At 58.5% G+C, this 26,418-nt stretch carries 24 protein-coding genes and 2 tRNA genes; 12 read left to right on the top strand and 14 right to left on the bottom strand.

Annotated features, from left to right (window positions below; translation table 11 throughout):
• Positions 1–7 precede the first annotated feature (7 nt).
• From BWR59_RS23970 to BWR59_RS23955, 4 genes are all read left to right on the top strand, one after another.
• Positions 8–397, top strand: a complete 390-nt coding sequence (locus BWR59_RS23970; RefSeq protein WP_081568123.1) for a RidA family protein — start codon at positions 8–10, stop codon at positions 395–397.
• A 96-nt stretch (positions 398–493) separates the two neighbouring features.
• The gene (locus tag BWR59_RS23965) at positions 494–1,258 is read left to right on the top strand and encodes an IclR family transcriptional regulator (protein ID WP_081568401.1); all 765 of its coding nucleotides are present in this window, start codon (positions 494–496) and stop codon (positions 1,256–1,258) included.
• A gap of 60 nt (positions 1,259–1,318) precedes the next feature.
• On the top strand, positions 1,319–2,524 hold the full coding sequence (locus BWR59_RS23960) for an amino acid deaminase (protein ID WP_081568122.1): 1,206 nt from the start codon (positions 1,319–1,321) through the stop codon (positions 2,522–2,524).
• A gap of 12 nt (positions 2,525–2,536) precedes the next feature.
• Entirely contained in the window at positions 2,537–3,478 is a 942-nt protein-coding gene (locus BWR59_RS23955) for a sugar kinase (protein ID WP_081568121.1), read from the top strand.
• Here the strand turns inward: BWR59_RS23955 and BWR59_RS23950 are convergent, their stop codons facing one another.
• A complete protein-coding gene (locus BWR59_RS23950; RefSeq protein WP_081568400.1) occupies positions 3,479–3,754 on the bottom strand; it encodes a peptidylprolyl isomerase in 276 nt (91 codons plus the stop codon).
• A gap of 185 nt (positions 3,755–3,939) precedes the next feature.
• Here BWR59_RS23950 and BWR59_RS23945 point away from each other — a divergent pair, with 185 nt between their 5' ends.
• The gene (locus tag BWR59_RS23945; RefSeq protein WP_081568120.1) at positions 3,940–5,106 is read left to right on the top strand and encodes a PilT/PilU family type 4a pilus ATPase; all 1,167 of its coding nucleotides are present in this window, start codon (positions 3,940–3,942) and stop codon (positions 5,104–5,106) included.
• A gap of 150 nt (positions 5,107–5,256) precedes the next feature.
• On the opposite strand, the gene BWR59_RS23940 is transcribed toward BWR59_RS23945, so the two are convergent.
• From BWR59_RS23940 to BWR59_RS23895, 10 genes are all read right to left on the bottom strand, one after another.
• Positions 5,257–6,027 (bottom strand): 3-hydroxybutyrate dehydrogenase, encoded by a 771-nt coding sequence (locus tag BWR59_RS23940; RefSeq protein ID WP_081568119.1) that lies wholly within the window; start codon positions 6,025–6,027, stop codon positions 5,257–5,259.
• A gap of 10 nt (positions 6,028–6,037) precedes the next feature.
• On the bottom strand, positions 6,038–7,429 hold the full coding sequence (locus BWR59_RS23935) for a GntP family permease (RefSeq protein WP_081568118.1): 1,392 nt from the start codon (positions 7,427–7,429) through the stop codon (positions 6,038–6,040).
• Between the two features lie 274 nt (positions 7,430–7,703).
• Positions 7,704–9,125 (bottom strand): sigma 54-interacting transcriptional regulator, encoded by a 1,422-nt coding sequence (locus BWR59_RS23930; RefSeq protein ID WP_081568117.1) that lies wholly within the window; start codon positions 9,123–9,125, stop codon positions 7,704–7,706.
• Between the two features lie 68 nt (positions 9,126–9,193).
• A complete protein-coding gene (locus BWR59_RS23925) occupies positions 9,194–10,777 on the bottom strand; it encodes an ABC transporter ATP-binding protein (RefSeq protein ID WP_081568116.1) in 1,584 nt (527 codons plus the stop codon).
• Between the two features lies 1 nt (position 10,778).
• Positions 10,779–11,801 carry an ABC transporter permease gene (locus BWR59_RS23920; protein WP_081568115.1) on the bottom strand — a complete coding sequence of 341 codons (1,023 nt, stop codon included), beginning with the start codon at positions 11,799–11,801 and terminating at the stop codon, positions 10,779–10,781.
• Entirely contained in the window at positions 11,801–12,865 is a 1,065-nt protein-coding gene (locus tag BWR59_RS23915; protein ID WP_081568114.1) for a microcin C ABC transporter permease YejB, read from the bottom strand. Before BWR59_RS23915 ends, BWR59_RS23920 begins: the two co-directional genes overlap by 1 nt.
• Positions 12,865–14,733: an extracellular solute-binding protein gene (locus BWR59_RS23910; RefSeq protein WP_081568113.1), complete on the bottom strand. Its 1,869-nt coding sequence runs from the start codon at positions 14,731–14,733 to the stop codon at positions 12,865–12,867. Before BWR59_RS23910 ends, BWR59_RS23915 begins: the two co-directional genes overlap by 1 nt.
• A 336-nt stretch (positions 14,734–15,069) precedes the next feature.
• On the bottom strand, positions 15,070–15,351 hold the full coding sequence (locus BWR59_RS23905) for a peptidylprolyl isomerase (protein ID WP_027898593.1): 282 nt from the start codon (positions 15,349–15,351) through the stop codon (positions 15,070–15,072).
• A 105-nt stretch (positions 15,352–15,456) separates the two neighbouring features.
• Complete coding sequence (locus BWR59_RS23900; protein ID WP_081568112.1) at positions 15,457–16,338, bottom strand: alpha/beta fold hydrolase; 882 nt, start codon at positions 16,336–16,338, stop codon at positions 15,457–15,459.
• A gap of 302 nt (positions 16,339–16,640) precedes the next feature.
• Positions 16,641–17,726 (bottom strand): 3-deoxy-7-phosphoheptulonate synthase, encoded by a 1,086-nt coding sequence (locus BWR59_RS23895; RefSeq protein ID WP_081568111.1) that lies wholly within the window; start codon positions 17,724–17,726, stop codon positions 16,641–16,643.
• 714 nt (positions 17,727–18,440) lie between these two features.
• Between BWR59_RS23895 and BWR59_RS23890 the strand changes: the two genes are divergently transcribed.
• A complete protein-coding gene (locus tag BWR59_RS23890; RefSeq protein WP_081568110.1) occupies positions 18,441–18,890 on the top strand; it encodes a GNAT family N-acetyltransferase in 450 nt (149 codons plus the stop codon).
• 134 nt (positions 18,891–19,024) lie between these two features.
• Here BWR59_RS23890 and BWR59_RS23885 read toward each other — a convergent pair whose 3' ends face one another.
• Positions 19,025–19,258, bottom strand: a complete 234-nt coding sequence (locus tag BWR59_RS23885) for a DNA-binding protein (protein ID WP_081568109.1) — start codon at positions 19,256–19,258, stop codon at positions 19,025–19,027.
• Between the two features lie 82 nt (positions 19,259–19,340).
• Here BWR59_RS23885 and BWR59_RS23880 point away from each other — a divergent pair, with 82 nt between their 5' ends.
• From BWR59_RS23880 to pgsA, 4 genes are all read left to right on the top strand, one after another.
• A complete protein-coding gene (locus tag BWR59_RS23880; RefSeq protein WP_081568108.1) occupies positions 19,341–19,706 on the top strand; it encodes a helix-turn-helix transcriptional regulator in 366 nt (121 codons plus the stop codon).
• 188 nt (positions 19,707–19,894) lie between these two features.
• Positions 19,895–20,539, top strand: coding sequence for a UvrY/SirA/GacA family response regulator transcription factor (gene uvrY / locus BWR59_RS23875; protein WP_081568107.1), 645 nt, complete (start codon positions 19,895–19,897; stop codon positions 20,537–20,539).
• Between the two features lies 1 nt (position 20,540).
• Positions 20,541–22,364, top strand: coding sequence for an excinuclease ABC subunit UvrC (gene uvrC / locus BWR59_RS23870; RefSeq protein WP_081568399.1), 1,824 nt, complete (start codon positions 20,541–20,543; stop codon positions 22,362–22,364).
• A 32-nt stretch (positions 22,365–22,396) separates the two neighbouring features.
• Entirely contained in the window at positions 22,397–22,957 is a 561-nt protein-coding gene (gene pgsA / locus BWR59_RS23865; RefSeq protein WP_081568106.1) for a CDP-diacylglycerol--glycerol-3-phosphate 3-phosphatidyltransferase, read from the top strand.
• Positions 22,958–23,068: 111 nt separating this feature from the next.
• On the opposite strand, the gene BWR59_RS23860 is transcribed toward pgsA, so the two are convergent.
• Together BWR59_RS23860 and BWR59_RS23855 are read right to left on the bottom strand one after the other, a co-directional pair.
• The gene (locus tag BWR59_RS23860) at positions 23,069–23,776 is read right to left on the bottom strand and encodes a hypothetical protein (RefSeq protein ID WP_081568105.1); all 708 of its coding nucleotides are present in this window, start codon (positions 23,774–23,776) and stop codon (positions 23,069–23,071) included.
• 154 nt (positions 23,777–23,930) lie between these two features.
• Entirely contained in the window at positions 23,931–26,030 is a 2,100-nt protein-coding gene (locus BWR59_RS23855) for an RHS repeat-associated core domain-containing protein (protein ID WP_081568104.1), read from the bottom strand.
• Between the two features lie 187 nt (positions 26,031–26,217).
• Between BWR59_RS23855 and BWR59_RS23850 the strand changes: the two genes are divergently transcribed.
• A tRNA-Gly gene (locus BWR59_RS23850) sits at positions 26,218–26,293 on the top strand.
• 45 nt (positions 26,294–26,338) lie between these two features.
• Positions 26,339–26,412: transfer RNA gene (locus tag BWR59_RS23845), tRNA-Cys, on the top strand.
• The last annotated feature ends 6 nt before the right edge of the window (positions 26,413–26,418 follow it).

Here is a 26,418-nt window from a genome sequence, read left to right as displayed (position 1 = left end):
ATTTTTCATGAGCATTACTCGTTACGGTGCAGGCAGCACCGCAGGTGGCGGCCAGCCACGTCCTTTCGCCCGCGCCGTGGAGGCTGACGGCTGGCTGCATGTTTCCGGTCAGGTGCCCGCTCTGGACGGTGAAGTCATCGTCGGCGGCATCGTCGAACAGACCCATCAGACCATGAAGAACCTGGTGGCGATTCTGACCGAAGCCGGTTACGCCCTCGAAGACGTGGTACGCGTGGGTGTGTGGCTGGAGGACCCTCGGGACTTCTGGAGCTTCAACAAGGTATTCGGCGAATACTTCAAGCCGGAACACGCCCCGGCCCGCGCCTGTGTGCAGGCGAACATGATGGTCGACTGCAAGGTCGAGATCGACTGTATTGCCTACAAGAAGAAGGCATAAAAGCGGCGCGCGCGCGGCCTTCTGCTGGCGCGCGTCGCCGCTGTACACTGCCAGCCTTCTTCAAAAGAGACACTCTGCTCAATGGAAAGCGCAACCATGACCGAAGACACCATCAAACGCCGGGCCCGTGGTCTGGACCGGGCGTTCGATATCCTCGACTTCCTCAAGGAAAAGGGCACGCCGCTGCGGCCGAATGAAATTGCCAGCGGCATCGGCAGCCCGAAGTCGACGGTGTACGAGTTGGTCAGTTCGCTGCTGGAACGGCGCATCCTGGAAACCGTGGGCAAGGACGGCCACGTTTACCTGGGGCGTCAGCTGTATTTCCTTGGGCAGGCACACCTGCGGCATTTCGATTTCACCCGTGAGGCTGAAGTCAGTCTGAGTGAAATCGTCGACCAGACCCGCGAAACCGCGCAGATGTGTCTGCTTAACGGCCGTAAGTACACGGTTGCGCTGATGAAAGAGGGCGCGCGGCATTTCCGGATTTCCTCGGACATCGGCGAAGACGCGCCAATTCCATGGACCGCCTCTGGCCGCTTGCTGCTGGGGCATCTCAGTGATCAGCAAATCATCGACCTGATCGACCCCGAGGATTTCATCCTGCCAGACGGTCAGCGCCTGCCGCTGGAGACTTTCCTGGCCGAGATTCGCAAGGCCCACGACGAAGGATTTTTCTCCTTCAATAGCATTGCCGACACGTTCACTCACTGCTTCGCTGCACCGGTGAAGGACAAACAGGGCATCTGCATCGCGACCCTGTGCATCGTTGCCCCGAGGGCCGATGCCATCACCCATTACGACGATTACCGACGCGTGCTGATCGACAGCGCCAATGGCCTGGCCCGCCGCGTCAACGATTAACGGCGGTCAGTGAGTCGACGATTCACGACCTGCATCGAACAAGAATTCCGGAGAACAGACATGACGATTGCCACAGTAGAAAAGGGCGCCGCCAAGCCGGGCGACCAGTTGGTACTGGATGTGAGCCTGCCCGCGCTGGTCATTCACGACAAGGCACTGGAGCACAACCTGCGCTGGATGCAGAAGTTTGTCAGCGACAGCGGCGCAGAACTGGCGCCTCACGGCAAGACCAGCATGGTCCCGGCGCTGTTCCAGCGTCAGTTGCAGCATGGCGCCTGGGGCATGACCCTGGCGACAGCGGTTCAAACCCGCGCAGCCTACGCCCATGGTGTTCGCCGGGTGTTGATGGCGAACCAACTGGTCGGCGCGCCGAACATGGCGATCATCGCTGAGATGCTGGCTGACTCGATGTTCGACTTCCACTGCATGGTCGACCACCCGGATAACGTCAAGGCGCTGGGTGAGTTCTTCGCCCAGAAAGGCCTGCACCTGAACGTCATGATCGAATACGGCGTCGTCGGCGGGCGTTGCGGTTGCCGCAGCGAAGAAGAAGTCATGGCCTTGGCCGACGCCATCGCTGCTCAACCGGCACTCAAACTGACGGGTATCGAAGGCTATGAAGGCGTGATTCATGGCGACAAGGCCATCAGTGGCATTCGCGCATTCGCAACGTCTCTGGTGCGCCTGGCCGTCACCTTGCAAGACAAGGGCGCGTTTGCGCTGGATCGCCCCATCGTCACCGCGTCGGGTTCAGCCTGGTACGACCTGATCGCCGAAGAGTTCGATAAACAGCAGGTTCGCGATCGCTTCCTCGCGGTGCTGCGTCCCGGCAGCTACGTGGTGCATGACCACGGCATTTACAAAGAAGCCCAGTGCTGCGTCCTGGATCGTCGCCAGGACCTGAACGAAGGCCTGCAGCCGGCGCTGGAAGTCTGGGCTCACGTGCAGTCGATGCCAGAGCCCGGGTTTGCCGTGATCGCGCTGGGCAAACGCGATGTGGCGTTCGACGCCGGCATGCCGAATCCGATCAAGCGCTACAAGCCCGGCGTTTTGCCCGCCAAAGGCGATGACGTGAGCGCCTGCAAGGTGACCGCAGTCATGGACCAGCACGCGTTCATGACCGTTGCCCCTGGCTGCGAGTTGAAGGTCGGCGACATCGTCTCCTTCGGCACTTCGCACCCTTGCCTGACGTTCGACAAATGGCGAGTGGGTTGTTTGGTGGGTGATGATCTGGCGGTTATCGAATCCTTTGAAACCTTCTTCTGACCGGAGACTGCGATGAGCGAATTTCTCAGTCACAGTCATCCGCGCGTGGCGCTGATCGGCGAATGCATGATCGAGCTGCAGCAGCACGCCAATGGCACGCTGAAACAGAGCTTCGGTGGCGACACCCTGAATACGGCGGTCTATCTCTCGCGCTTGCTGGGGTCGGCGTCGCAGGTGGATTACGTCACCGCGCTGGGCGATGACAGTTTCAGCGATGCCATGTGCGCGATCTGGGCCGAGGAGGGCATTGGCCTGAGTCGCGTGCAGCGCCTGCCGGGCCGTCTGCCGGGGTTGTATTGCATCCAGACCGACGCGAATGGCGAGCGACGTTTCCTCTATTGGCGCAACGAAGCCGCGGTGCGTGAGTGCTTCACCACGCCTGCGGCCGATCCGATTCTGGCGGCGCTGCCGGAATACGATGTGCTGTATTTCAGCGGCATCACCTTGGCGGTGTTGGGTGAAGTCGGTCGGGCGCGTTTGTTATCGACGCTGGGTGATGCCCGTGATCGCGGCGCGCGCGTGGTGTTCGACAACAATTATCGGCCACGCCTGTGGCGCAGCGTCGATCAGGCACGCCAAGCCTACCGGGCGGTCATGCATGAGGTGGACCTTGCGCTGTTGACGGAAGAGGACGAACAGGCGCTGTTCGACTACACCGACAGCGAGCAGATCATGACCGCTTATCGCGATATGGGTGTCAGCGAAGTGGTGATCAAGCGTGGTGCCCAGAGTTGTCTGGTGCGCGCGGACAACCGTCGCTACGAGGTCGCCGCCCACCCGGTGCAGAAGGTCATCGACACCACGGCAGCAGGGGATTCGTTCAGTGCGGCGTATCTGGCCAGGCGTCTGCGTGGCGGCAGCCCGCAGGAAGCGGCGCAAGCCGGGCATCGTCTGGCGAGCCTGGTGATCCAGCATCCGGGTGCGTTGATTCCGCGCAGCGTGATGCCTGCCTGATCAGTCCCGGTAAAACACCTGCACCAGGTGATAGCCGAATTTGCTCTTCACCGGCCCGTGCACCGTGCGCAGGGGCTTTTTGAAGATGATCTGATCGATCGCCCCGACCATCTGGCCGGGGCGCACTTCACCCAGGTCCCCGCCGCGCTTGCCTGAGGGGCAGGTCGAATATTTTTTCGCCAACACATCGAACGCCTCGCCCTTGGCGATGCGCTGCTTGAGCTGTTCGGCCTCTTCGGCGGTTTTGACCAGAATGTGGCGGGCTTGAGCTTTCATGATGAAAATCGCCTCGATAAAAAAGCCGCGCATTATGCCTTTGTCGCGGGATTTCAGGTAATTTCCTTCACCTTGGTCAGACGAGCGTTACGCTAACCTTCAGCGAACGTTGGTGTGGGTCGATGGTCGCACTTGAATGGTGTCGACCTGCTGTCTTCTTAAAACCTTTATGTGCGGTGTGACTTATGGATTTCCCGGCGTTGTTGAAGGTTCTTGCCACCCAGGACGGATCGGATCTCTATCTCTCCACGGGCGCGCCGCCCTGCGCCAAGTTCAATGGCGTGCTCAAGCCGCTCGGCACCGAGGCCTTCAAGCCCGGCGACGTGGCGTTGATCGCCGAGGGCATCATGGATGCCGAGCAGCGCGTGGATTTTGACCGCGAGCTTGAGATGAATCTGGCGTTTTCCCTGTCGGGCATCGGTCGTTTCCGGATCAACATCTTCAAGCAGCGCAACGAAGTGTCCATCGTCGCGCGCAACATCAAGCTCGATATCCCGAAATTCGAAGACCTGCACCTTCCACCCGTGTTGCTGGACGTGGTGATGGAAAAACACGGCCTGGTGCTGTTCGTCGGCGCCACCGGTTCGGGCAAGTCTACGTCGCTCGCGGCGCTGATCGATCACCGCAATCGTCACGCCAGCGGCCACATCATCACCATTGAAGACCCGGTGGAGTTCATCCACAAACACAAGAAGTCGATCATCAACCAGCGTGAAGTTGGGGTTGATACCCGCAGTTTTCACGCGGCACTGAAGAACACCCTGCGCCAGGCGCCGGATGTGATTCTGATCGGCGAGATCCGCGATCGGGAAACCATGGAGCATGCCCTGGCATTTGCCGACACCGGGCATCTGGCGATCTCGACTCTTCACGCGAACAATGCCAACCAGGCGCTGGACCGCATCATTAACTTCTTCCCCGAGGAACGTCGCCCGCAGTTGCTGCACGATTTGGGCAACAACCTCAAGGCGTTCGTCTCGCAACGGCTGGTAAAAACCAAGGACGGCAAGCGCCGTGCGGCCGTGGAAGTGATGCTCGGCACCCCGACCATCCGTGACCTGATCCACCGCAACGAGCTGACCGAGCTCAAGGGCATCATGGAGAAGTCCACCAACCTGGGCATGCAGACCTTCGACAACGCGCTGTATGACTTGGCGGTGGAGGGCGCGATCACTGAAGACGAAGCCCTGAAAAACGCCGACTCGGCAAACAACGTGCGCTTGCGCTTGAAGTTGCACACTGAAAGCGGCGTCAGCCACATCACCACACCGCCTCCCGCGCCGCAGCCTGCAGCTCAGGTGGACGTGAAGGATTGGGGGCTCGTGGACGAGCGGGATGAGCCTGGTTCCTGAGTAGCCAAGCCCAGAAGCTGCATTGCTCCGGCGTCTCCTACAGTGTTTGCAGCGTGTCGGGATCTTGGGATCGACACAAATCTGTGGGAGACGCCGCAGGTCAAGACGGCAGCGAAACCGAGGCGCAAGGCACTATGCGTTTACGCAGGCTTACCGCGCCAACCAGCCACCATCGATATTCCATGCCGCACCGCGCACCTGCGCACCCGCCTCACTGCACAGGAACAACGTCAATTCGCCCAGTTGCGAAGGCGTAACGAACTCCAGCGACGGCTGTTTCTCCGCCAGCAGGTCATGCTTGGCTTGCTCAAGATCACCGGTTTCGGCGCCACGGTCATCGATCTGCTTCTGCACCAGCGGGGTCAGCACCCAGCCCGGGCAGATCGCGTTACAGGTCACGTTGGACGTTGCGGTCTCAAGACCCACGACCTTGGTCAAGCCGATCACCCCGTGCTTGGCGGCGACGTACGCCGCTTTCCCTGTCGACCCGACAAGGCCGTGTACCGACGCGATATTGACGATGCGCCCCCAGCCCCTGGCTTTCATGCCTGGCAACGCGAGGCGGGTGTTGTGGAACACCGACGACAGGTTGATCGCGATGATCTTGTCCCAGCTCTCCACCGGGAAGTCTTCGACCGCATCCACATGCTGGATGCCCGCGTTATTGACCAGTATGTCCACGCCGCCGAATTCGCGCTCGGCGTAGGCAATCATGTCGGCGATCTGCGCCACATCGCTGACGTCGGCTGGATGATGGCCAACCTTACCGCCGTACTGCTTGACCTGCTCGATCACCGCCGAGGCGTCGCCAAAGCCGTTCAGCACCAGGTTCGCTCCAGCCTTGGCCAGCGTCAGGGCGATGCCCAGGCCGATGCCACTGGTGGAGCCGGTGACCAGTGCGGTTTTACCTTGCAGACTCATGTTCGATTCCTCATACGATGCCGGTTGCATAGAACGTGGCGATCACCACGAAAACCGCCAGGGTCTTGATGATAGTGATCCCGAAAATATCCTTGTACGCCTCGCGGTGGGTCAGGCCGGTGACCGCGAGCAGGGTAATGACCGCGCCGTTGTGCGGCAGCGTGTCCATGCCGCCGCTGGCCATGGCCGCGACCCGGTGCAGCACTTCCAGCGGGATATTGGCGGCGTGGGCAGCTGCGATGAAACTGTCTGACATCGCCGCCAGCGCAATGCTCATGCCGCCCGACGCCGAACCGGTGATGCCTGCGAGCAGGGTCACGGTGATCGCTTCGTTGACCAGCGGGTTGGGGATGGTCTTGAGCCCATCGGCCAACACCAGAAACCCCGGCAGCGAGGCGATGACCGCGCCGAAGCCATATTCCGAAGCGGTGTTCATGGCTGCGAGCAGGGCGCCGCTGACGGCACCCTTGCTGCCTTCCGCCAGCTTGGACTTCACCGCGCCAAACGCAAACAGCAGGACAAACACGATGCCCACCAGCAACGCCGCTTCCACGGCCCAGATCGCGGTGATCTTGGAGATTTCGGTCTGGACAGGGGTCGCCATGCCCGGCAGGGCGAGGGTGTGGGTCTTGCCGTACCACTGTGGAATCCATTGCGTGAACAGCAGGTTCATTACGCCCACCAGCAGCAGGGGCGCCAGTGCGATCCAGGGATTGGGCAGCTTGATGTCTGTGGCGGTTTCCGGCTCGTTGCGCAACTCGGTGCCGTAGCCCTCGCCCGCGCGTTGCGCCCTGTTGCGCTGACGCTGGAGGAAGAGCATGCCCGCGCAGAACACAAACACCGTGCCGATCAGGCCCAGCCACGGGGCGGCCCAGGCGGTGGTATTGAAAAAGGTCGACGGGATGATGTTCTGAATCTGCGGCGTGCCGGGCAGGGCGTCCATGGTGAACGAGAACGCACCGAGGGCAATGGTCGCGGGAATCAGACGCTTGGGGATATTGCTCTGGCGGAACATCTCGGCCGCGAAGGGGTAAACCGCGAACACCACTACGAACAGCGAAACGCCGCCGTATGTGAGCAGTGCGCACACCAGCACGATCACCAGCATGGCCTGCCGCGTACCCAGCAGGCGAATGGCGGCAGCGACAATGGAGCGCGAGAAGCCGGAGAGCTCGATCAGCTTGCCGAACACGGCACCGAGCAGAAACACCGGGAAGTAGAGTTTGACGAAGCCGACCATCTTGTCCATGAACACGCCGGTGAAGGCGGGTGCCACGGCGGATGGATCAGTCAGCAAGACCGCGCCGAGGGCGGCGATCGGGGCGAAGAGGATAACGCTGTAACCACGGTATGCAGCAAGCATCAGCAGCGCGAGGGCCGCCAGGGCGATGATCACACTCATCGAGTGTCTCCTGTTGTTTTTGTTATGTATGCGGTCGAGCCGCGTAACAGGAGGTATAGCTAGTTTCGTGCCATTACGCTAACAGACTGATTTAAAACGGTTTTCTAAATAAAGGTTATAAAGTTTGAATTTCTTGTCTCTATATCGAGACGTGGAGTGATCTTTTTGTAGCAGTCCGGCTTGCCGACGGTAGCGATTGCAAGGCCCAACCGCCGGCAAGCCGACCGCTGCAAGTAAAAGGCGGTATTTCCCGAAAGCGGGACGATATGTCTCTTTAGTGAGACTCTGCAATCCCCAATGCCGCCATTTTCTTGTAAAGCGTCGAGCGCCCCAGTCCCAGTTGCCGCGCCGCCAGAATTACATTACCCCGACACTGTGCCAGCCTGGCCTGTATCAACTCCCTGTCGAAGCGTTCACGGGCTTCGCTGTAGGTTTCCTCGCAGAGCGGGGCTGCCTGTCTCCCCCACGCAACGTCCTCTTCGATGGGAACCACGGTGCCAATCGCGGCGCGAATCTCCTCGCTGCTCAGTTGCAGGTTGTCACTGAGCAATGCCGCGCGCTCCAGAACATTGCGCAACTCGCGGATATTTCCAGGCCAGGCATGTTGTCCCAGCGCAGTCATTGCCTCAGGTTCAAGTTCGTGCTGACTGCGCAGTTCCTCCAGAATGGCTTCGCTCAGGGCGGGCAGGTCGTCCAGTCGCTCGCGCAGGGGCGGCACGTCGATGGGCAGCACGCTCAGGCGGTAATACAGGTCCGCACGAAACTCGCCCCGTTTGATCGCCGCTTCAAGGTCGGTGGAGGTGGCTGCGATCAGCCGCACATCGCTCTTGATCATCTCGTTCGAACCGACAGGCTCGTATTCCTTTTCCTGCAACACCCTCAGCAACTTGCTCTGCAAGGGCAGCGGCATGTCGCCGATCTCGTCAAGAAACAGCGTGCCGCCTTCGGCCAGGTGCAGCTTGCCCTGACGCCCACGTCGGTCGGCCCCGGTAAATGCGCCCGGCGCGGTGCCGAAGAATTCTGCTTCGAGCAGGGTCTCGGGAATCGCTGCGCTGTTGACGCTGACGAACGGTTTGTGAGCTCTGGGGGAGGTGTTATGAATCGCGTGTGCGAGCAGCTCCTTGCCGGTGCCGGTTTCCCCCAGCAGCAGAACAGGAGAGTCGGTGCTGGCGCTGCGACGGGCGCGCCGTTTGACTTCAAGGCTGGCGGCGCTGGTGCCGATGAAGTGCGCGAAGCTGTATTTGGCCTGGCGTGCGCGCAGCAGGGAGCGAGTCGAGGCCAGCTCCTGCTGCATGCTCAGGTAGCGCTTGAGCAAGGGCGACAGCGCATGCAACTCATCGAACAAGGCAAAACCGATCGCACCGATGACGCCGCCGCTGTCGTCATGAATCGGCAGGCGCATGACCACCAGCGGGTCTTTGGCGGTGTCCATCATGTCCAACAGGATGGGCTGCCCGTTGCTCGCGACTTGCCGCAGCAAACTGCCGGGAATCACCTTTTCACAGGGTTGACCCACCGCCCGACTGGCGTCCTCCAGACCGAAGCGCCTGGCGTAGCGCTCGTTGATCCAGACGATTCGCGCTTCCTTGTCCACGATCACAGTACCTTCACTGGACTGCTCGATGATTTCGAACAACGAACGGATCGCTAACCTCCGTACGCGTCGGTAATCCTTGAGGCTGTCACTGTCTTTCATGCACTGTTCCGTAGTTCCTGCTTCCCCGGCATCTGGCCGCACAGACAGCTGGTTATTGCCGTGTTCTCTCAATTGAATCCCGGATGCGCTGCCGCCAGCAGCTCCTTGGTGTAGGGGTGCTGAGGCGCATCGAATACGTCGTGACTGGCGCCTCGCTCCACCACTTTGCCGTCCTTCACCACGATCAGGTCATGGGCGAGCGCCCGTACCACAGCCAGATCGTGGCTGATGAACAGGTACGTCAGCCCGTGTTTCTCCTGTAACTGGCGCAGCAGCGCAACGACCTGTTTCTGCACGGTACGATCCAGTGCCGAAGTCGGTTCATCGAGCAAAATCAAGGCAGGTTTGAGCACAAGAGCGCGGGCGATGGCGATACGTTGCCGTTGCCCGCCGGAAAACTCATGGGGATAGCGATGCCGGCTCAACGGGTCGATGCCGACTTCCTCCAACACGCGAATCACTTCGTTCTCACAGCACACCTTGTCCAGTTCACTGTGAACTTCCAGGCCCTCGCTGATGATCTGCGCCACCGACATGCGCGGGCTGAGACTGCCGTAAGGGTCCTGGAACACCACCTGCATCTGCTTGCGCCACGGGCGCATCTGCTTCTGATTCAGGCTGTCCAGCGCGTGACCCTTGAAACGGATACTGCCACGGGATTCCAGCAAGCGCAGGATTGCCTGACCAAGTGTCGATTTCCCCGAGCCGGATTCACCGACAATCCCCAGAGTTTTGCCGCGCTCGATACTCAGGCTGATGTCATCGACGGCCTTGAGGTATTCATGATGACGATTGAAAATCCCGCCACCCAGAGAGAACCAGACCCGCAGATTCTCGACTTCAAGCACTTTCTCACGCGTGTCCCTGGGCAGTGGCTCACCGGCGGGCTCCGCGTCCAGCAGCAGCCGGCTGTACGGATGTTGCGGGTCCTTGAACAGCGTATGGCAGTTGGACTGCTCGACGATTTCCCCGGCACGCATCACGCAGACCTTCTGCGCGATGCTGTGAACCAGGTTGAGATCGTGACTGATCAACAGAAGTGACATGTTCAGACGTTGCTGCAACTCCTTGAGCAGCAACAGAATCTTTCTCTGAACGGTGACATCCAAAGCAGTGGTCGGTTCGTCCGCGATCAGCAATTCCGGCTCGCACGCCAAGGCCATGGCGATCATCACCCGTTGCCGCTGGCCGCCGGAAAGTTCATGAGGGTAGGCCTTCAAGCGTTTCTTCGGGTATTGAATGCCCACCAGTTCCAGCAGTTCGAGAATGCGTAATTTAGCTGCCTTGCCGCTCAGGCCTTTGTGCAGCAGCAGGGTTTCGCCGATCTGTTTGGAAACGGTGTGCAGCGGGTTGAGCGACGTCATCGGTTCCTGAAAAATCATCGCGATCTGATTGCCGCGAATCTGCCGCATCGTCTTGCCATCGGCGCCCAGCAGTTCAGTTCCGCGATAGCGGATGCTGCCGGTGCAGACCGTGCCCGCCTGAGGCAACAGTTGCAGGATCGAATGCGCCGTGACCGATTTGCCGGAACCCGACTCACCCACCAACGCCAGGCACTGGCCTGCAGGAATGTCGAGGCTGAGGTTCCTGACCACAGTGTTTCCATTGAAAGACACCGACAAGTCTCGGATTTCAATCAGGTTTTCAGACATGTCAGGACCTCGGGTCGAAGGCGTCACGCAGCGCCTCGCCAATGAACACCAGCAACGACAGAATCAGCGCCAGGGTGAAGAACGCGGTAAAACCCAGCCATGGTGCCTGGAGGTTCTGCTTGCCCTGACCGATCAGCTCACCCAGAGATGCGCTGCCTGCCGGCATGCCGAAGCCGAGGAAGTCCAGAGCCGTCAGGGTCGAAATCGCGCCGGTCAGAATGAACGGCAGGTAGCTCAGGGTCGCATTCATGGCATTGGGCAAAATGTGCCGCATGATCACCTTGCGGTCGTCCAGCCCCAGCGCGCGCGCCGCCTTGACGTATTCCAGATTACGCCCCCGCAGGAACTCGGCCCGCACAACGTCCACCAGCGCCAGCCATGAGAAGAGCGCCATGATCCCCAGCAGCCACCAGAAATTGGGCTCGACGAAGCCTGAAAGGATGATCAGCAGATACAGCACCGGCAGCCCTGACCAGACTTCCAGCAGGCGCTGACCGATCAAATCCACCCAACCGCCGTAGTAACCTTGCAGCGCCCCAGCGGCAATGCCGATCAGGGCGCTGATGACAGTCAGGGCAAGGGCGAACAGGATGGAAACCCGAGAGCCGAAAATCACCCGCGCCAGAACGTCGCGAGCCTGATCATCAGTGCCCAGCCAGTTGATTGCGGAAGGGGGGCTGGGGGCCGGTTTGTTCAGGTCATAGTTCGGTGTGTCGTCGCTGAACGGGATCGGCGGGAACAGCATCCAGCCGTCGCCCTTGCTGATCAACTGACGCACATAGTCGCTGCGGTAGTCGGGCTGGAACGGCAACTGTCCGCCGAACTCTTGCTCGGTGTAGCGTTTGAAGGCAGGAAAGTACAACGAGTGTTGATAACTGAGCACCAGGGGTTTGTCGTTGGCGATCAGTTCGCCGCACAGGCTGATGGCGAACAGCGCGCAAAACAGCCACAACGACCACCACCCACGGCGGTTGTTGCGAAAACGCTCGAAACGTCGGCGAGCCACCGGAGACAGTCTGCGCATCATGCATTCCTCGCGCTGAAGTCGATCCGCGGGTCGACCAGGGTGTAGCAGATGTCCCCGACCAATTTAATCAGTAGCCCGAACAGGGTGAAGATGAACAAGGAGCCGAACACCACCGGGTAATCGCGAGAAACCGCCGCTTCGTAACTCATGCGCCCCAGGCCGTCGAGGGAGAAGATGACTTCGATCATCAGCGAGCCTGCGAAGAACACACTGATGAAGGCCTGCGGGATGCCCGCGACCACCAGCAGCATGGCGTTGCGGAACACGTGGCCGTAGAGCACGCGACGCTCACTCAGGCCCTTGGCGCGAGCGGTGACCACGTACTGGCGGGTGACTTCATTCAAGAAGGAGTTCTTGGTCAGAATGGTCAGCGTCGCGAAGCCGCCGATGACCAGCGAAGCGACGGGCAACACCAAGTGCCAGAAGTAATCGGCAATCTTGCCCAGCGTGGTCATCTGGTCGAAGTTTTCAGAGACCAGCCCGCGCACCGGGAACCAGCTCAAGGAGGTGCCTCCGGCGAACAGCACCACCAGCAGCATGGCGAACAGGAATGCAGGCATTGCGTAACCGATGATAATCGCCGTGCTGCTCCAGATATCGAAGTGGCTGCCATGCTTCACGGCCTTGCGAATCCCCAGCGGGATCGACACCAGGTAGGTGATCAGCGTGGCCCAGAGCCCAAGCGAAATCGACACCGGCATCTTCTGCAGGATCAGGTCGGTGACCTTGGCGCCGCGGAAAAAACTGTTGCCGAAGTCCAGCTTCGCGTAGCTCTTGAGCATCAGCCACAAGCGTTCGTGCAGCGGTTTGTCGAAGCCGTACTGGTGTTCGATTTCCTTGATCAGCTTGGGGTCCAGGCCTCGACTGGCGCGGGACTGACCGGCATTCATGGTCTCGGTGTGGCCGGCGCCGATGGTGCCACCGGCGACGCCTTGCAGCTTGGCGATGGCCTGTTCCACCGGCCCGCCCGGCGCGGCCTGCACGATGAAGAAATTCACCAGCAAAATGGCCAGCAAGGTCGGAATGATCAGCAGCAGGCGTCTCATCAGGTAGCCGAGCATTACTTGACCTCCGAAGGAATGGCCGACGCGCCCCGTTGCTGGGCGAACTGTTCGTTGGTCAGGGCTTGTGGGCTGATTTCCCACCAGGTGTCGATGGCCTCGCTGTTGCTGGCCTGCACCTTGGGAATGCCGAAACGGTTCCACCAGACGGTGGAGGAACCCGGGGGGTAATAGTTGGGAATCCAGTAATAACCCCATTGCAGGACCCGATCCAGCGCGTGGGCGTAGTCGATCATCGCGGGTTTGTTGTCAGCCTTGGCAAGGCCGGTGATCAGCGTATCGATGGCAGGGTCGCGCAACACCATGTAGTTGCTGGAGCCCGAGTCCATGGCCACCTTGGAGCCGAAGTTGTTGTACAGCTCCATGCCTGGCGAAGTCGACACGCCGTACCCGGTCACGATCATGTCGTAATCCCGCGCCATGACCCGGTTCAGGTACTGCGCGGAGTCGATGCGACGGATCTCGAAATCGATGCCGATCTGCGCCAGGTTGCGTTTGTAGGGCAGCAGGATCTTTTCAAAGCCGCTCTGGCCATTGAGAAAGGTGAAACTCAGCGGCTCGCCGGCCGCATTGACCAACTTGTCGCCTTTGGGCATCCAGCCCGCCTCTTCGAGCAGGGCGAGGGCCTGAAGCTGTTTGTCGCGGATGAACCCGGTGCCATCCGTCTTCGGCGTATGGAATACCGTGGTGAAGACCTCAGGCGGCACCTGTCCGCGCAGCGGGTCGAGAATTTTCAGCTCGGACTCGGTGGGCAATTCGGTCGCGGCCAGATCGCTGTTGGAGAAATAGCTGTTCTGACGCACGTAGACGTTGCGCATCATCTGCTTGTTGGTCCACTCAAAGTCCCAGAGCATGGCCAGCGCCTGGCGCACACGGCGGTCCTGAAACTTCGGACGGTCCAGATTGAACACGAACCCCTGAGAACTCTGCACCGACCCCTTGGCCAGATGCGCACGTTGCAGGCGGCCTTCGGTCAGCGCGTCGCTGTCATAACCAATGGAGTAGCCCGTCGCCGAGTATTCACGGTTGTAGTCGTAACCGCCGCCGCGCAGCACCTGACGTGCTACATCGGTATCGCCGAAGTACTCGACCTTGAAATGATCGAAGTTGTAGATGCCACGGTTGACCGGCAAGTCCTTGGCCCACCAGTCCGCATTGCGCTCGAAGGTAATGCTGCGCCCGGGATCGACCTGACCGATCCGATAGGGGCCACTGCCCACCGGAGCCTCGAAGCCTCCACCGTTGGCGAAGTCGCGATCTTTCCACCAGTGCTCGGGAAACACCGGCAGTGATGCCAGATCCAGTGGCAGGGTGCGACTTTCATTGCTTTTGAAGTCGAAACGGATTTGCGTCGGCGACTCGACTTCCACTCCCTGCACATCACCGAACTCGGTGCGATAAGACAGGCTGCCCTGAGTCATCAGCAGGTTATAGGTGAAGCGCACATCGTCGGCGGTGATCGGCGTGCCATCGGAAAACCGGGCCTTGGGGTTCAGGTAGAAACGCAGCGACATGCCGTCCGGGGCGCGCTCCATCTTCTCGGCGATGAGGCCGTAAACGGTATAGGGCTCATCCAGCGACTTGACCGCCAGTGGCGAATACAGCAGGCCATTGACCTGGGACACCCCGGTGCCTTTGTCCAGATACGGCATGATGTGGTCGAACTGGCCGATTTCCTGTGCAGAGCGGCGCATGCTGCCGCCTTTTGGAGCATCGGGGTTTACATAGTCGAAATGCTGGAAGTTCGCCGGGTAGCGGGGCGCTTCACCATAAACAGTCAATGCATATTGAGGGGCGGCGGACAGGGACTGAAAACCCGAAACCAGGACAAGTGTTGCAACCATCAGCGATGAAAAAACAAAACGCATTACACGAATCCTGACTGACGTTGTAGCGCAACATCAGGGTTGAAGGTCATGGGCAGGCGATTGCGGCCTGTCCCGTTGATTGCTCGTTGTTCTTGTTCGTTACCTCCGGTGGCAAGGTACCGCAATGCCGAGATCTTTGTAACCGCACAATCGCTGTGGTTGCTGACTTCATGACGGCGCCTTCGGGGTTCACGAATCTTCAAGGACTTGGCGAGCCGCGAATACGACAAAGCAAAGCAATTTCTCTGCCGGAATCGATACAGCAGCGGTTGCCTGCGCACTAAATACAAACGGCCCGCTTTTCAGGGCGGGCCGTTCGGGGCAATCACTGCAGGATCAGTCTTGACGACTGGTCACTTCCAGCAGGTGGTAGCCGAACTGGGTTTTCACCGGTCCCTGCACCACGTTGACCGGAGCGCTGAAGACCACGGTGTCGAATTCCTTGACCATCTGGCCTGGACCGAACGAGCCCAGGTCGCCGCCCTGGCGGCTGGATGGGCAGCTGGAGTTGGATTTGGCTACTTCGGCAAAATCAGCGCCGCCTTCGATCTGAGCTTTGAGTTCGTTGCATTTCTCTTCGCTGGAAACAAGGATGTGGCGGGCAGTGGCTTTGGCCATTTGGGGTACTCCTGTCGAAAAAAAGAAAAGAGCCTACCGGATTAAGGGACTGTTTTCTCGAGAAAGTTCCGCCGCACCTTCCGGGCGGCGTCAGAGCGAAAACCGTCACAGGCCCTTGCTGGACAACAAAGCTGCATGATCCACATAAAGTTTCACCGGATCGGTGCTTTTATCCATGACCTCGGCGGTCTGATGGATTGCAGCGACGTGATCCATCGGATAGTCGGAACGGATGACTTTGCCAAGGTGCGAACTGTAGCGCCCGACCAGACCGTCATTGAAAAGGGTTTCCCGTTCGAAAAGCAGTGCGTAACTGCGTAATGCCAAGTGTAGGGGGTCAAGCGGGTTTTGCTCTTCACCGGGCGGCGGGTGCTGGATGCAGCCACTCCATGAATAATAATGCACCCCTTCGACCCGTTCCGACCCTTCGCCACCCCAGTCCGGAGGAAGTCCTTGCGGGAATCGTCGGTTGAACTGGGCGACGGAATAAGTGGAGAGTTCTCTCAGCGCGTACAGAGGTCCCGGCGAGGCATTGGAGTCGGGGTCCAGTAACCTGATGAAGTGGCTGTACCCCGCAACCAGCCTGGTCGCCTGTGCTTCGGGCAGCTCGCCGGGAATGAAGGCCTGACGTACCAGATCGATGACTTCAGATCCATGATTCGGGCCGTTCACCGAGGTCACGGAGGCGACCCGATCGGGACGCAGGGCGGCTGCATAACGACAGCTCAGCGCCCCTTGGCCATGGCCGATGAGGTTGACTTTCAGATAGCCCGTGCGCTTCATGAAACGTTCGATACGTTCGAGTAACAGCTCGCCGCGTCCTTCATTGTCGTATACGCCCGCCAGCCCGGGTACGTAAACGCGACAGCCCAGCTGTTCCAGCGCGTCGACTACCCCCTTGAACATGGCGCAGCCGACACGATCCAGCCCGAACAAGCCGTATACCAGCAGAATGGGGTATTTGGTGGTGACGCGCTGATGGTTCATGGTGAGCACTCCCTCGCTTGACTGAGCGGGAGAGGTTAACCAAAGCAATGGGACTTCGCCGTGGTCATTCCCAGTTGAAAATCGAGTGTCCCCCGGCTCTGAGAAAACGGGGGGGTGAGCCAATAGCTAGCGATTTTAAAGGGCTTTGCGGCCGGGCTCGAAGCCTTGAGGAATATGACGAGGGGGTATTCCCGGATTTCCTACGTCTTCAATCAATGAGTCAGCAGCCGCCTGCTGTCAGCAGCGACGAGCGTCGGGGAAGCAGGCCGCGTCAATCCGGCCTATTTCCCACGCCCGATTTTTTACCTGTAGCGCAGCTTATTCACGGCATCGCGTAGCAAGCGCTCGGTCCCGTCCCAGCCCAGGCAGCCGTCGGTCACCGACACGCCGTAGCGCATCGAGTCGCTCAAGGGTTGGCACCCGTCGAACAAATGGCTTTCCAGCATCATGCCGATCAGGGTGTTGTCCCCGGCCAGGCGTTGCTGAAGGACATCATTGAACACGTGGGGCTGGCGCAGCGGATCCTTGCCGCTGTTGGCGTGGCTGCAATCGACCATGATTCGTGCGGCAATCCGGTTCTTGTCCAGGCTTGCATTGACGCCGGCCACGCTAGCGGCATCGTAGTTGGGTCCGCCATGACCACCCCGCAGGACGATGTGAGTGTCTGGATTACCCTGGGTTTCGATGATCGCCGGATGCCCGTGGCGATCGATACCGAAGTGGCGATGGGCGTGGGCGGCAGAGCGAATGGCATCGCAGGCCACGGAAACACCGCCGTCGGTGCCATTCTTGAAACCGACCGGCATCTGCAGGCCGCTGGCCATCTCCCGATGGATCTGTGACTCAGTGGTGCGTGCGCCAATGGCTACCCAGCTCAACAGGTCGTCGAAGTATCCGGCCGCCATCGGTTGTAGCAACTCGGTCGCAATCGGCAGACCAAGCCGGATCATTTCCCGCATCAGCTCGCGAGACAGCGTGAGGCCCGCGGCCATGTCATCGCTGCCATCCAGATGCGGATCGTAGGCCAGGCCTTTCCAGCCTACAGTGGTGCGGGGTTTTTCAACGTAGGCGCGCATGACCAGCAACATCTGATCGCTCACTTCAGTGGCGAGATTTGCGAGACGCTCAGCGTATTCAAGGGCGGATTCGGGGGCGTGAATGGAGCAAGGGCCTACCACTACCAGCAAGCGGGTGTCTTCACCGTTGAGGATGGCGCGTACCGACTGGCGATGGGCCGAGACTTGCGCGATGAGCGCGGCATCCAGCGGCAACTGGTTTTTCAGTGCCAGTGTGCTGGGAAGACGTTGTGGGGCGGGGTGGCTGTCGATCAAGGTCACAGGGCTGGACGGCAGATCAGACAGGTTTTTTGCAGCGACGGACGAATTCATGAGTTGGGCTTCCTGGCCGGCGGGCGTTGTCCCGCGCGGGCCTACTGGGGTGTTCGACAATTTGGCGTGTTGGCCGTATGTGTTGATTTGCCACCTGTCAGTGACCGATCGGAGGCGGCAGGCTGTCCCGAACGGAGGTTGCTAAATCGCCATGCAAAGTCGATGTCGTTGCGGTAATAGGTGCTGTAGTTCATGTCGTGAATCCTCAAGTCGAAGCGTGGGTCAGATTTTGTAAAGGCCAAAAAAACGAAACCCCCGGTCGGGAGGCCGACCGGGGGTAGAGTTATCTCTGGTTGGCGTCCCGTGATTCGTGGGCGCCGTGTGGGTATCAGGCGCGCCAGTGGCTAAACCAATACCCATAAAAATAAGAAGCCGGGAAGCCGACCATTGTTGCTGCCTTCCATGCGGCCAGATCCGCAACCGGACGCGAGACGTCGGCAGGGCGCTGAAGCAGCAGTGGGATGGCAGGTAACATGGTGTGTCTCCGTGGAATGAGGGCGAGCTTACTTCAGGGTAACGTATTTATTCAATTGGAAAATTCAATGGCAGCCATTGAGCGGCTGTGACTAGGGTTGCGCACCGGGGCGTTGCTCGGCACTGTCTCGGGGCCACGAAGGCGTCCTGCTTGAGTGCGTCTGGTCAGGGGCCTGGAGAGTCTGTCATGCATGCGAACGAGCAGTGCGATGGTCCGTCAAATACAAGGAGCGCGCAGGGATGAACGTCAAGGAAGCAGATCTGCGTCTACAACCGGCCACACTTGAAGACCTGTCGTTTGCCCGGGAGCTGACCCGCGTCAACATGCGTGATTATTACGTCCGTTACGGACTGGTCTGGCTGCCGGAGGCCTTCGACGCGGAGTGGCCATTGCGTGAGAGCTTTCGAGTGCACAAGGACGGACGACTGATCGGTTTTCTTGGGTTCACGGTCGAGGACAGCTATCTGTATCTGCGTGACGTTCAATTGATCGAGGCGTACCGCGGCGAGGGCGTTGGTGCGTGGATCATGGCATCCATCCAGCGCACAGCCAGCGAGCGCGGATGCCAAAGTGTTCGGCTGAAGGTGTTCAAGACCAACCCGGCGGCGAATCTGTATCGCAGCCTCGGTTACACCTGCGTGGGCGAGGAAGCCGCGCTCTTGTGGATGGAGCAGAGAGTTGACTCGTAGGGGCTTGCGTTACAGCAAACCTCGCGCTGACCACGGATTCTTTGCCGCGTGTTTTATCAGCAGTCTTACCGTGACTAGTGGTTTTAAACAGCAACTTTGAAGAAACCTCCTACAAATAAGAGGGGTTAATTAACTTACTCTGTCGGCTGGTCGCTTTTGGTGTCCAATTCGGTCGGGATCACACCGACTTTCATTCCTAACAGCACCGCAACTTTATGCGACTCACCACGACGCCCCTTCTTTCGTCCGGAAAGAATCTGATAGGTCGTGGCGGGATCGACGCTGTTTTCCCGGGCAAACTCTTGAACAGATTTACCTTGTTGTTCCAGCCAGGCCTTGGCTTGTGCTGCGGTGCGGATTCCGGGCATAGTTCAAAACCGTTCAAGTCTGTTTAAATTTATCTCGATTCTACCATTCGTAAGGATGGGGTCAACAAGGTTATGCATTCAAATGAGTGGAATTGGCGCCCGGCTTAGGGAAGAACGTGAACGCTTGGGGCTTTCGCAGCGAGCGTTCGGAGAAATAGGTGGAGTGGAGCCCAATGCGCAGGGCAAATATGAAAGCGGCGACCGTACGCCAAAAGCGGACTATCTGGCGGCGGTTGCAGCCAAAGGCGTGGATGTGCTGTACGTGCTGACCGGGACGCGCACACCGGCCCCGATCGAAAACCTCAGTGAGGTCGAAGAATGGGTACTGGGTAGCTATCGCTCGCTGGTGAAGGAGGATCAGGCGGCGATTTTACGACTGACGACGACGCTGGCCGAATATAAAGCCGTTTATGCCGTCGAGAAGAAAATCACTTCGAATGAGGGCTGACATCGCTGTTTGACTGCAAGCGTGCGTTTGAAGATTTTTTGCAAGTTTCATGGTCGATGATGATAGCTTGGCGGTATCGTTGTTGATCATCTGGCATGGCCACCGGAACGCTGTTTCGAGCTAGGTCCTGCACTTTCTTTTTGCTAAGGTGGCGAGCATTCGTCATAAATTGTTCGTGAGGTGTCTGCTTGATTAGGGTGCTGGTTGTCGATGACCATGATCTGGTTCGGACAGGTATCACGCGCATGCTCGCCGACATCGACGGTTTGCAGGTGGTCGGGCAGGCCGACTCCGGCGAAGAATCGCTGAAAAAAGCCCGCGAGCTCAAACCCGATGTCGTGTTGATGGACGTGAAGATGCCAGGCATCGGCGGTCTGGAAGCAACCCGCAAACTGATGCGCAGCCACCCTGACATGAAGGTGGTGGCGGTCACGGTGTGTGAAGAGGATCCGTTTCCAACACGATTGCTTCAGGCAGGCGCGGCGGGATACATGACCAAGGGCGCCGGGTTGACTGAAATGGTCCAGGCGATTCGTCTGGTGTTTGCCGGGCAACGCTACATCAGTCCGCAGATTGCCCAGCAACTGGCGCTCAAATCGTTCCAGCCACAAACCAGTAACTCGCCGTTCGATCTGTTGTCCGAACGGGAGATCCAGATCGCATTGATGATTGTCGGCTGCCAGAAGGTGCAGACCATTTCCGACAAACTCTGTCTGTCGCCAAAAACCGTAAATACCTACCGCTACCGTATCTTCGAGAAGCTTTCGATTGGCAGTGACGTCGAGCTGGCGCTGCTGGCCGTTCGTCACGGCATGGTCGATGCCAGCGCCTGAAATGACCCAACCGTTCGATCCAAGTGCATTTCTGTCCACCTGCAGTGGCCGTCCTGGCGTGTATCGCATGTTCGATACCGACGGCAAGCTTCTGTACGTGGGCAAAGCCAAAAACCTGAAAAAGCGCCTCGCCAGCTATTTCCGCAAGACGGGCCATGCGCCGAAGACCAGTGCCCTGGTCGCGCGCATCTCTCAGGTTGAAACCACCATTACTGCCAACGAAACCGAGGCGCTGCTGCTGGAGCAGACGCTGATCAAGGAATCGCGGCCGCCCTACAACATCCTGCTGCGAGACGATAAGTCCTACCCGTACGTGCATCTGTCCGACGGCGAATTTCCACGGCTGAGCATCCATCGCGGTGCCAAGAAAGCCAAGGGGCGTTATTTCGGGCCTTATCCGAGTGCGGGTGCGATTCGAGAAAGTCTGAGCATCCTGCAAAAGACCTTTCACGTGCGCCAGTGCGAAGACAGCTTTTACAAGAACCGCACCCGACCTTGTCTGCAGTACCAGATCAAGCGCTGCAAGGCGCCCTGCGTGAACTTCGTCGAGCCGCAAGTCTATGCCGAAGATGTACGCCACTCGGTGATGTTCCTCGAAGGACGCAGCAATGCCCTGACCGATGAGTTGAACGCGCTGATGGAAAAAGCCGCGATGGAGCTCAATTTCGAGCATGCCGCCGAATTGCGTGATCAGATCGGTCTACTGCGCCGGGTTCAGGATCAGCAGAGTATGGAAGGCGGTACCGGCGATGTTGACGTGGTCGCGGCGTTCGTCAATCCGGGCGGTGCCTGCGTACATCTGATCAGCGTGCGTGGTGGCCGGGTGCTGGGCAGCAAGAATTTCTTTCCGCAGGTGGGTATCGAGGAGGAGGTCGGCGAAGTCATGTCGGCGTTTCTGGCGCAATACTTCCTCGGCGGTGGCGAGCGCGAGTTGCCGAGCGAGGTCATCGTCAACGTAGTCAACGAAGACTTCCCGGCATTGATCGAAGCCATCGAAGCCTCGCGCGGTCGTGAAATTACCATCAGCCATCGCGTGCGCGGCACTCGAGCACGCTGGCAACAATTGGCCGTGACCAATGCTGAACAGGCACTGGCGGCGCGACTGGCGAATCGTCAGCACGTGGCAGCGCGTTTCGAGGCATTGGCCGAAGTGCTGAAACTGGATGAACCGCCGCAGCGCCTTGAGTGCTACGACATCAGTCACTCCAGCGGTGAAGCGACCGTCGCTTCATGCGTGGTGTTCGGGCCTGAGGGGCCGATCAAGTCCGATTACCGTCGTTACAACATTGAAGGCGTGACGGCGGGGGATGACTACGCCGCCATGCACCAGGCGTTGACTCGTCGGTTCAGCAAAGTCAAGGATGGCGAGGGCAAGCTGCCTGACATCCTGTTGGTTGACGGCGGCAAGGGTCAGCTGAACATGGCGCGCGACGTGATGAACGAACTGGCGGTGCCTGATCTGATTTTGCTCGGAGTGGCGAAGGGTACGACGCGCAAGGCCGGTTTCGAAACGCTATATCTCAACGATGCCGCTCACGAGTTCACCCTGCGGGGCGATTCGCCGGCCCTGCACCTGATTCAACAGATCCGTGACGAAGCTCACCGGTTCGCGATTACCGGGCACCGCGCTCGACGCGGCAAAACCCGCCGCACATCGACCCTCGAAGGCGTGGCCGGCGTTGGGCCGACGCGGCGTCGGGACCTGCTCAAACACTTCGGTGGCCTGCAGGAATTGTCTCGTGCGAGCATCGAAGAAATCGCCAAAGCACCCGGAATCAGCAAAAAGCTCGCAGAGTCGATTTATGCAAGCCTGCACAGCGAGTAGAATGCCCGCTCACCTCGTAGCCAGTTGTGCCGATGAATATCCCTAATCTGATCACCGTATTACGTGTCCTGCTGATTCCGATCTTTATCCTGCTGTTTTATTTGCCCTATCACTGGAGCTATACGGCGGCCAGTTCGGTCTTTGCGCTGGCTGCCGCCACTGACTGGCTCGACGGCTATCTCGCCCGCCGTCTGGAACAAAGCACGCCCTTCGGCGCGTTTCTCGATCCGGTGGCTGACAAGCTGATGGTCGCCGTCGCGCTGGTGCTGCTGGTCCAGGCCCACGCCAACTTCTGGCTGACGCTGCCAGCGGCTGTGATCATCGGTCGTGAAATCGTTATTTCGGCCTTGCGTGAATGGATGGCCGAACTGGGCGCGCGCGCTCAGGTTGCAGTGTCCAATCTCGGCAAATGGAAGACCGCCGCGCAGATGCTCGCGCTGGTCATTCTGCTCGCCAACCCGCCTGCATTCACCTTCTGGGTCGTGCTCGGTTATGTACTGCTGATGATCGCAGCAGGGCTGACTTTGTGGTCGATGGTGCAATACCTTCGGGCGGCGTGGCCGCATTTGAGAACGACGACCTCAGAAAAATAATTCGAATGGAATTGGGATCGGGCATTACGCGGATGCCCGGCCCATCCAAATGTGCGACATATCGATCAGAAATGCTGACTCGCATGTTTGCATGCCCCATTCCCGTTTCCGCTACACGTGATGTGCGTTCAGCGCTGCTTTAAAACCACGAAGACGATCTATTGTCGTCTGAGTGCGCTGGTTCAGGAGTGAGTGGCTATAAGACTCTATGGCGCCGGCGCTGTTTTCGACAGTGTAACGTTCTGAATTGTCGCCCAGTGCACCCATTCCTCTTCGTAGAAAGTCTGAATGTTGCTGAAGGATGTTTATTTGTTTTGATATCTCAGCGTTCAGTTGGTCTGATACGTATTCTTTTGGGGCTTTTGCATGTTCAAAGTGAAACGCGGCTTCCCCAATGTCGTAGAGCGGGCCAGATGCTTTGCCGAGCTTACCAAGCAGTTTGGTGCTTGAGTATTTCGCGACGAACTTTCCAAGTTTCATCCGGCCAGATCGTCTGTCAGGACGGTAATCTTCGACGGTTAGTTTTATTTTTCCCGACGTTGAGTTTTTCATTTCGGCTTTATCCCATGTCCGGACGGCGTTTAACTTTGAAGACGCGAACACTACAGGCTGCGCTATATTATTGGCTTTCAGCACCTTGCCTATTGTTTTGGACTCTAACTCTTTTGTAAGCGCGGTCGCCGCTGCGACGACTGCCGTTCTGCGCCAGATACTCTCGTCGGGGACCAGTTGGCTGGCGAGGTAATCAATCCCCATACCTACTGCAATACCAACGGCAGAGCTGATCAGATTGACCCCTAGTCGAATCCCTGTATTCATTGAAAGGCTTCGGATTGATCTGCTATTTTCCAGCTGCGTTGAGGCAATGGGGAGTGCGACATCTAAATAGTCCAGAACGGCTAAGTGAAGCCTTATCTCTTCTCCAACGAGTGTGCGCAGTGAGCTGCGGATCGCTCTCAATGCCGTATCAGCTTCAGGTCTTTCTATTTTGCACCGCATCCCCTGCAGCAATAAGGCGTTGGATCTGCTCGGGTCTGTCTCCTCTTCTTCCGTCCAGGTCTGAAATAGAGACGGGATTATTCCCCACCATCCGATACAAATTCAATCCATCAATTTCTCCCCCAGGGTCCGGATTTATCCATCTCTGCAACCAAGGCGCATAATAGCGATACCCATAATAGTAAAGCCCACTCGCATCCCGTTCTTTTCCAGAATACCGTATGGTCTTGTACTTGCCGCCCAACTCACCACGTGCCGCCCACCATGCGGTTCCGCCAAAGGGCAAATACCCTTCATGGTTAAGCAATTCTGCATTGCCATCAAACTCCATGCTGCAAGAGCCCAAGCTATCGTTCAGTCCATAGCGTATTTGCTTATTGGGAACGTCGTCCGGTTTGCCGCTGATCCAGTGCAGACAGCGAATGCTACTTCGGCCCGCTTGTACGGTAATGACTTCCAGATGCTCGCTGGTGTTGGTGTCCGTGCCAGTGAGGCGTACTTCCAGGCCGGGTAGATAGAACACTTCTTGTTTGCGTGCGATGCTTTGCGCCTGAAAGGTTCTGAGCTTGCGCACACGCTGGTCGCCGCCGTCATAAACATAGATTTCTTCATCGTTGGCAGCGTCGGTGCGGCTGACGGTCGCAATTTTCGTCAGTTGATTACGCAATCCCCATTGCAATGTTCGTCCCGGTTGCAGCGCCAGAACGTTGCCAGCGACATCAAAGGCGGTGTCAAAGTCAGGGTTGGGCTGTTCGTCGGTCCTTTGCAGGCTGCGGTTTGACGTTTCGGATATCGCGAATGTGCGAGTGTAGTTGTTGCCGTCCCGCACATGACGCAATTCCAGCATATTGCCAGCCTGGTCATACCTGCAGGTTTCGCTGTAGTTGAGGAATTGGCTGGTATCACCCGGATCGGGAGCAGCGTTTTCCGGGGGCGGATAGTTGCCCGTGACTGTTGCTGACTCTCGGCCGGAGGCTTCGATCAGTTGGTAAAGGCTGTCATATCTATACAGATTGGTCGGGGTGATTTCCTGATTGCGGAAATAACGGACCACCTGTGCGCTGTCTGTAATTTCCGTGACGTTGCCAACCGGGTCGTAGCGATATTCCAGTTTCTGCGAGAGGAGGGCGCGTTTTTGCGTAACGATGCATTGCAGCCGTTGCGTTATCGGGTCATAAGCGCAGGTGCTGACCACGCCATTCCCTGCCGTTTCGCTCTCTACCTGGCCCAATGCGTTGTAGTTGACCTCAGACAACAGCAGATTTTCGGCATCGTCCTTGAGCGCGAGGTGAACCCGTTTCGTCGCGCCAGCGATATCCTGGGTAAATCGTTGCCGGTTTCCAGAAGCATCGGTCTGAGTAAGCACTTCGCCCAAGGCATTTACGGTTGAGGAGGTGGTCTTCTCCACATCGAGAACCGGAGATTGGGACCAGTCGGGCAACTCGGTGCTTTGCAGGAACTGGCGGCTTTCGATCAGGCACTGGCCCAATATGCCGAACTCCGAGCATTTCCTAAGGCCAGCATTGTCGTATAACTCGACGATTTGCCCGCATTTATTGTGTGTAGCGCTGGCTTCGCTGCCATCGGCATAGACGCAGCGCGACATCGTTCTTGTTTCTAGGTTGGGCGCGGTTTCATGCTTGGCGATTGGCCTGAGCAGCTCGTCGTAATCACTATGCCAAGATGCGCCTTTGCTTTCCCAGCTGCGATCGACGACGCCGGACTCGCGCAGCAACGACAAATCCCAGCCTTCATCAACGCTGACACTCAGCAAAGGCAGGCTGGAGAGGCTATAGAGATGCGTTCGGTTGGGCTGGGTGTGGGGATCGTTTTGGGCCAGCGCCCACAAGCGTGGGTCCCGGAGTTCTGTAATCCGGCCCGCCAGATCGAAGGTGATGCGAGTGACGTCCTCCCTCGGCGGATCGCTCTCGGAGGCGCGATGGTAGGCAACCTTACGGACTATCAGTCCGCGGCTGTCGACCACGGTGAGGCCGGGGGTGTGGCTGTGAGTATCCATACTTTCCACGAGCTCCAGATAAACGCGCACCTGTCCTTCGGGTGTTATACGCCGCATGCAGGAATCCGGATACTGTCAGAAATGACAGTATCTCAGAGGTCCGCGCGGCACGGTCTATAGCCGTTCGCACAGCATTTTGCTGCTTTCGGCTCGCATCATTCGACGCTCTCTGAAGAAAAATAAGTTTTTTTAAATCAAGGGGTTGACGGGGTCATTTGAATCTATAGAATGGCGCCCACACCAAGCGGGAATAGCTCAGTTGGTAGAGCACGACCTTGCCAAGGTCGGGGTCGCGAGTTCGAGTCTCGTTTCCCGCTCCAGTTTGTACGCGTTTAGTGTTAGCTTTCAGAGCGCTTAACGTTTGGGGCCGAGTAGCAAAATGGTTATGCCGCGGATTGCAAATCCGCTTACGCCGGTTCGATTCCGACCTCGGCCTCCACTATAA

It is taken from the genome of Pseudomonas sp. Bc-h (assembly GCF_002080045.1).
Classification (GTDB): domain Bacteria; phylum Pseudomonadota; class Gammaproteobacteria; order Pseudomonadales; family Pseudomonadaceae; genus Aquipseudomonas.
This window is presented reverse-complemented; position numbering and strand designations above follow the sequence as displayed.

Bases quoted from the DNA above. Each gene is read 5' to 3' on its own strand.
- BWR59_RS23895 (WP_081568111.1), bottom strand. From the start codon at position 17,726: ATGAATTCGTCCGTCGCTGCAAAAAACCTGTCTGATCTGCCGTCCAGC.
- BWR59_RS23900 (WP_081568112.1), bottom strand. From the start codon at position 16,338: ATGAACCATCAGCGCGTCACCACCAAATACCCCATTCTGCTGGTATAC.
- BWR59_RS23970 (WP_081568123.1), top strand. From the start codon at position 8: ATGAGCATTACTCGTTACGGTGCAGGCAGCACCGCAGGTGGCGGCCAG.
- BWR59_RS23925 (WP_081568116.1), bottom strand. From the start codon at position 10,777: ATGTCTGAAAACCTGATTGAAATCCGAGACTTGTCGGTGTCTTTCAAT.
- BWR59_RS23935 (WP_081568118.1), bottom strand. From the start codon at position 7,429: ATGAGTGTGATCATCGCCCTGGCGGCCCTCGCGCTGCTGATGCTTGCT.
- BWR59_RS23890 (WP_081568110.1), top strand. From the start codon at position 18,441: ATGAACGTCAAGGAAGCAGATCTGCGTCTACAACCGGCCACACTTGAA.
- BWR59_RS23880 (WP_081568108.1), top strand. From the start codon at position 19,341: ATGAGTGGAATTGGCGCCCGGCTTAGGGAAGAACGTGAACGCTTGGGG.
- BWR59_RS23945 (WP_081568120.1), top strand. From the start codon at position 3,940: ATGGATTTCCCGGCGTTGTTGAAGGTTCTTGCCACCCAGGACGGATCG.
- BWR59_RS23960 (WP_081568122.1), top strand. From the start codon at position 1,319: ATGACGATTGCCACAGTAGAAAAGGGCGCCGCCAAGCCGGGCGACCAG.
- BWR59_RS23855 (WP_081568104.1), bottom strand. From the start codon at position 26,030: ATGCGGCGTATAACACCCGAAGGACAGGTGCGCGTTTATCTGGAGCTC.
- pgsA (WP_081568106.1), top strand. From the start codon at position 22,397: ATGAATATCCCTAATCTGATCACCGTATTACGTGTCCTGCTGATTCCG.
- BWR59_RS23920 (WP_081568115.1), bottom strand. From the start codon at position 11,801: ATGCGCAGACTGTCTCCGGTGGCTCGCCGACGTTTCGAGCGTTTTCGC.
- BWR59_RS23940 (WP_081568119.1), bottom strand. From the start codon at position 6,027: ATGAGTCTGCAAGGTAAAACCGCACTGGTCACCGGCTCCACCAGTGGC.
- BWR59_RS23905 (WP_027898593.1), bottom strand. From the start codon at position 15,351: ATGGCCAAAGCCACTGCCCGCCACATCCTTGTTTCCAGCGAAGAGAAA.
- uvrC (WP_081568399.1), top strand. From the start codon at position 20,541: ATGACCCAACCGTTCGATCCAAGTGCATTTCTGTCCACCTGCAGTGGC.
- BWR59_RS23885 (WP_081568109.1), bottom strand. From the start codon at position 19,258: ATGCCCGGAATCCGCACCGCAGCACAAGCCAAGGCCTGGCTGGAACAA.
- BWR59_RS23955 (WP_081568121.1), top strand. From the start codon at position 2,537: ATGAGCGAATTTCTCAGTCACAGTCATCCGCGCGTGGCGCTGATCGGC.
- BWR59_RS23860 (WP_081568105.1), bottom strand. From the start codon at position 23,776: ATGAATACAGGGATTCGACTAGGGGTCAATCTGATCAGCTCTGCCGTT.
- BWR59_RS23915 (WP_081568114.1), bottom strand. From the start codon at position 12,865: ATGCTCGGCTACCTGATGAGACGCCTGCTGCTGATCATTCCGACCTTG.
- BWR59_RS23950 (WP_081568400.1), bottom strand. From the start codon at position 3,754: ATGAAAGCTCAAGCCCGCCACATTCTGGTCAAAACCGCCGAAGAGGCC.
- BWR59_RS23965 (WP_081568401.1), top strand. From the start codon at position 494: ATGACCGAAGACACCATCAAACGCCGGGCCCGTGGTCTGGACCGGGCG.
- BWR59_RS23910 (WP_081568113.1), bottom strand. From the start codon at position 14,733: ATGCGTTTTGTTTTTTCATCGCTGATGGTTGCAACACTTGTCCTGGTT.
- BWR59_RS23930 (WP_081568117.1), bottom strand. From the start codon at position 9,125: ATGAAAGACAGTGACAGCCTCAAGGATTACCGACGCGTACGGAGGTTA.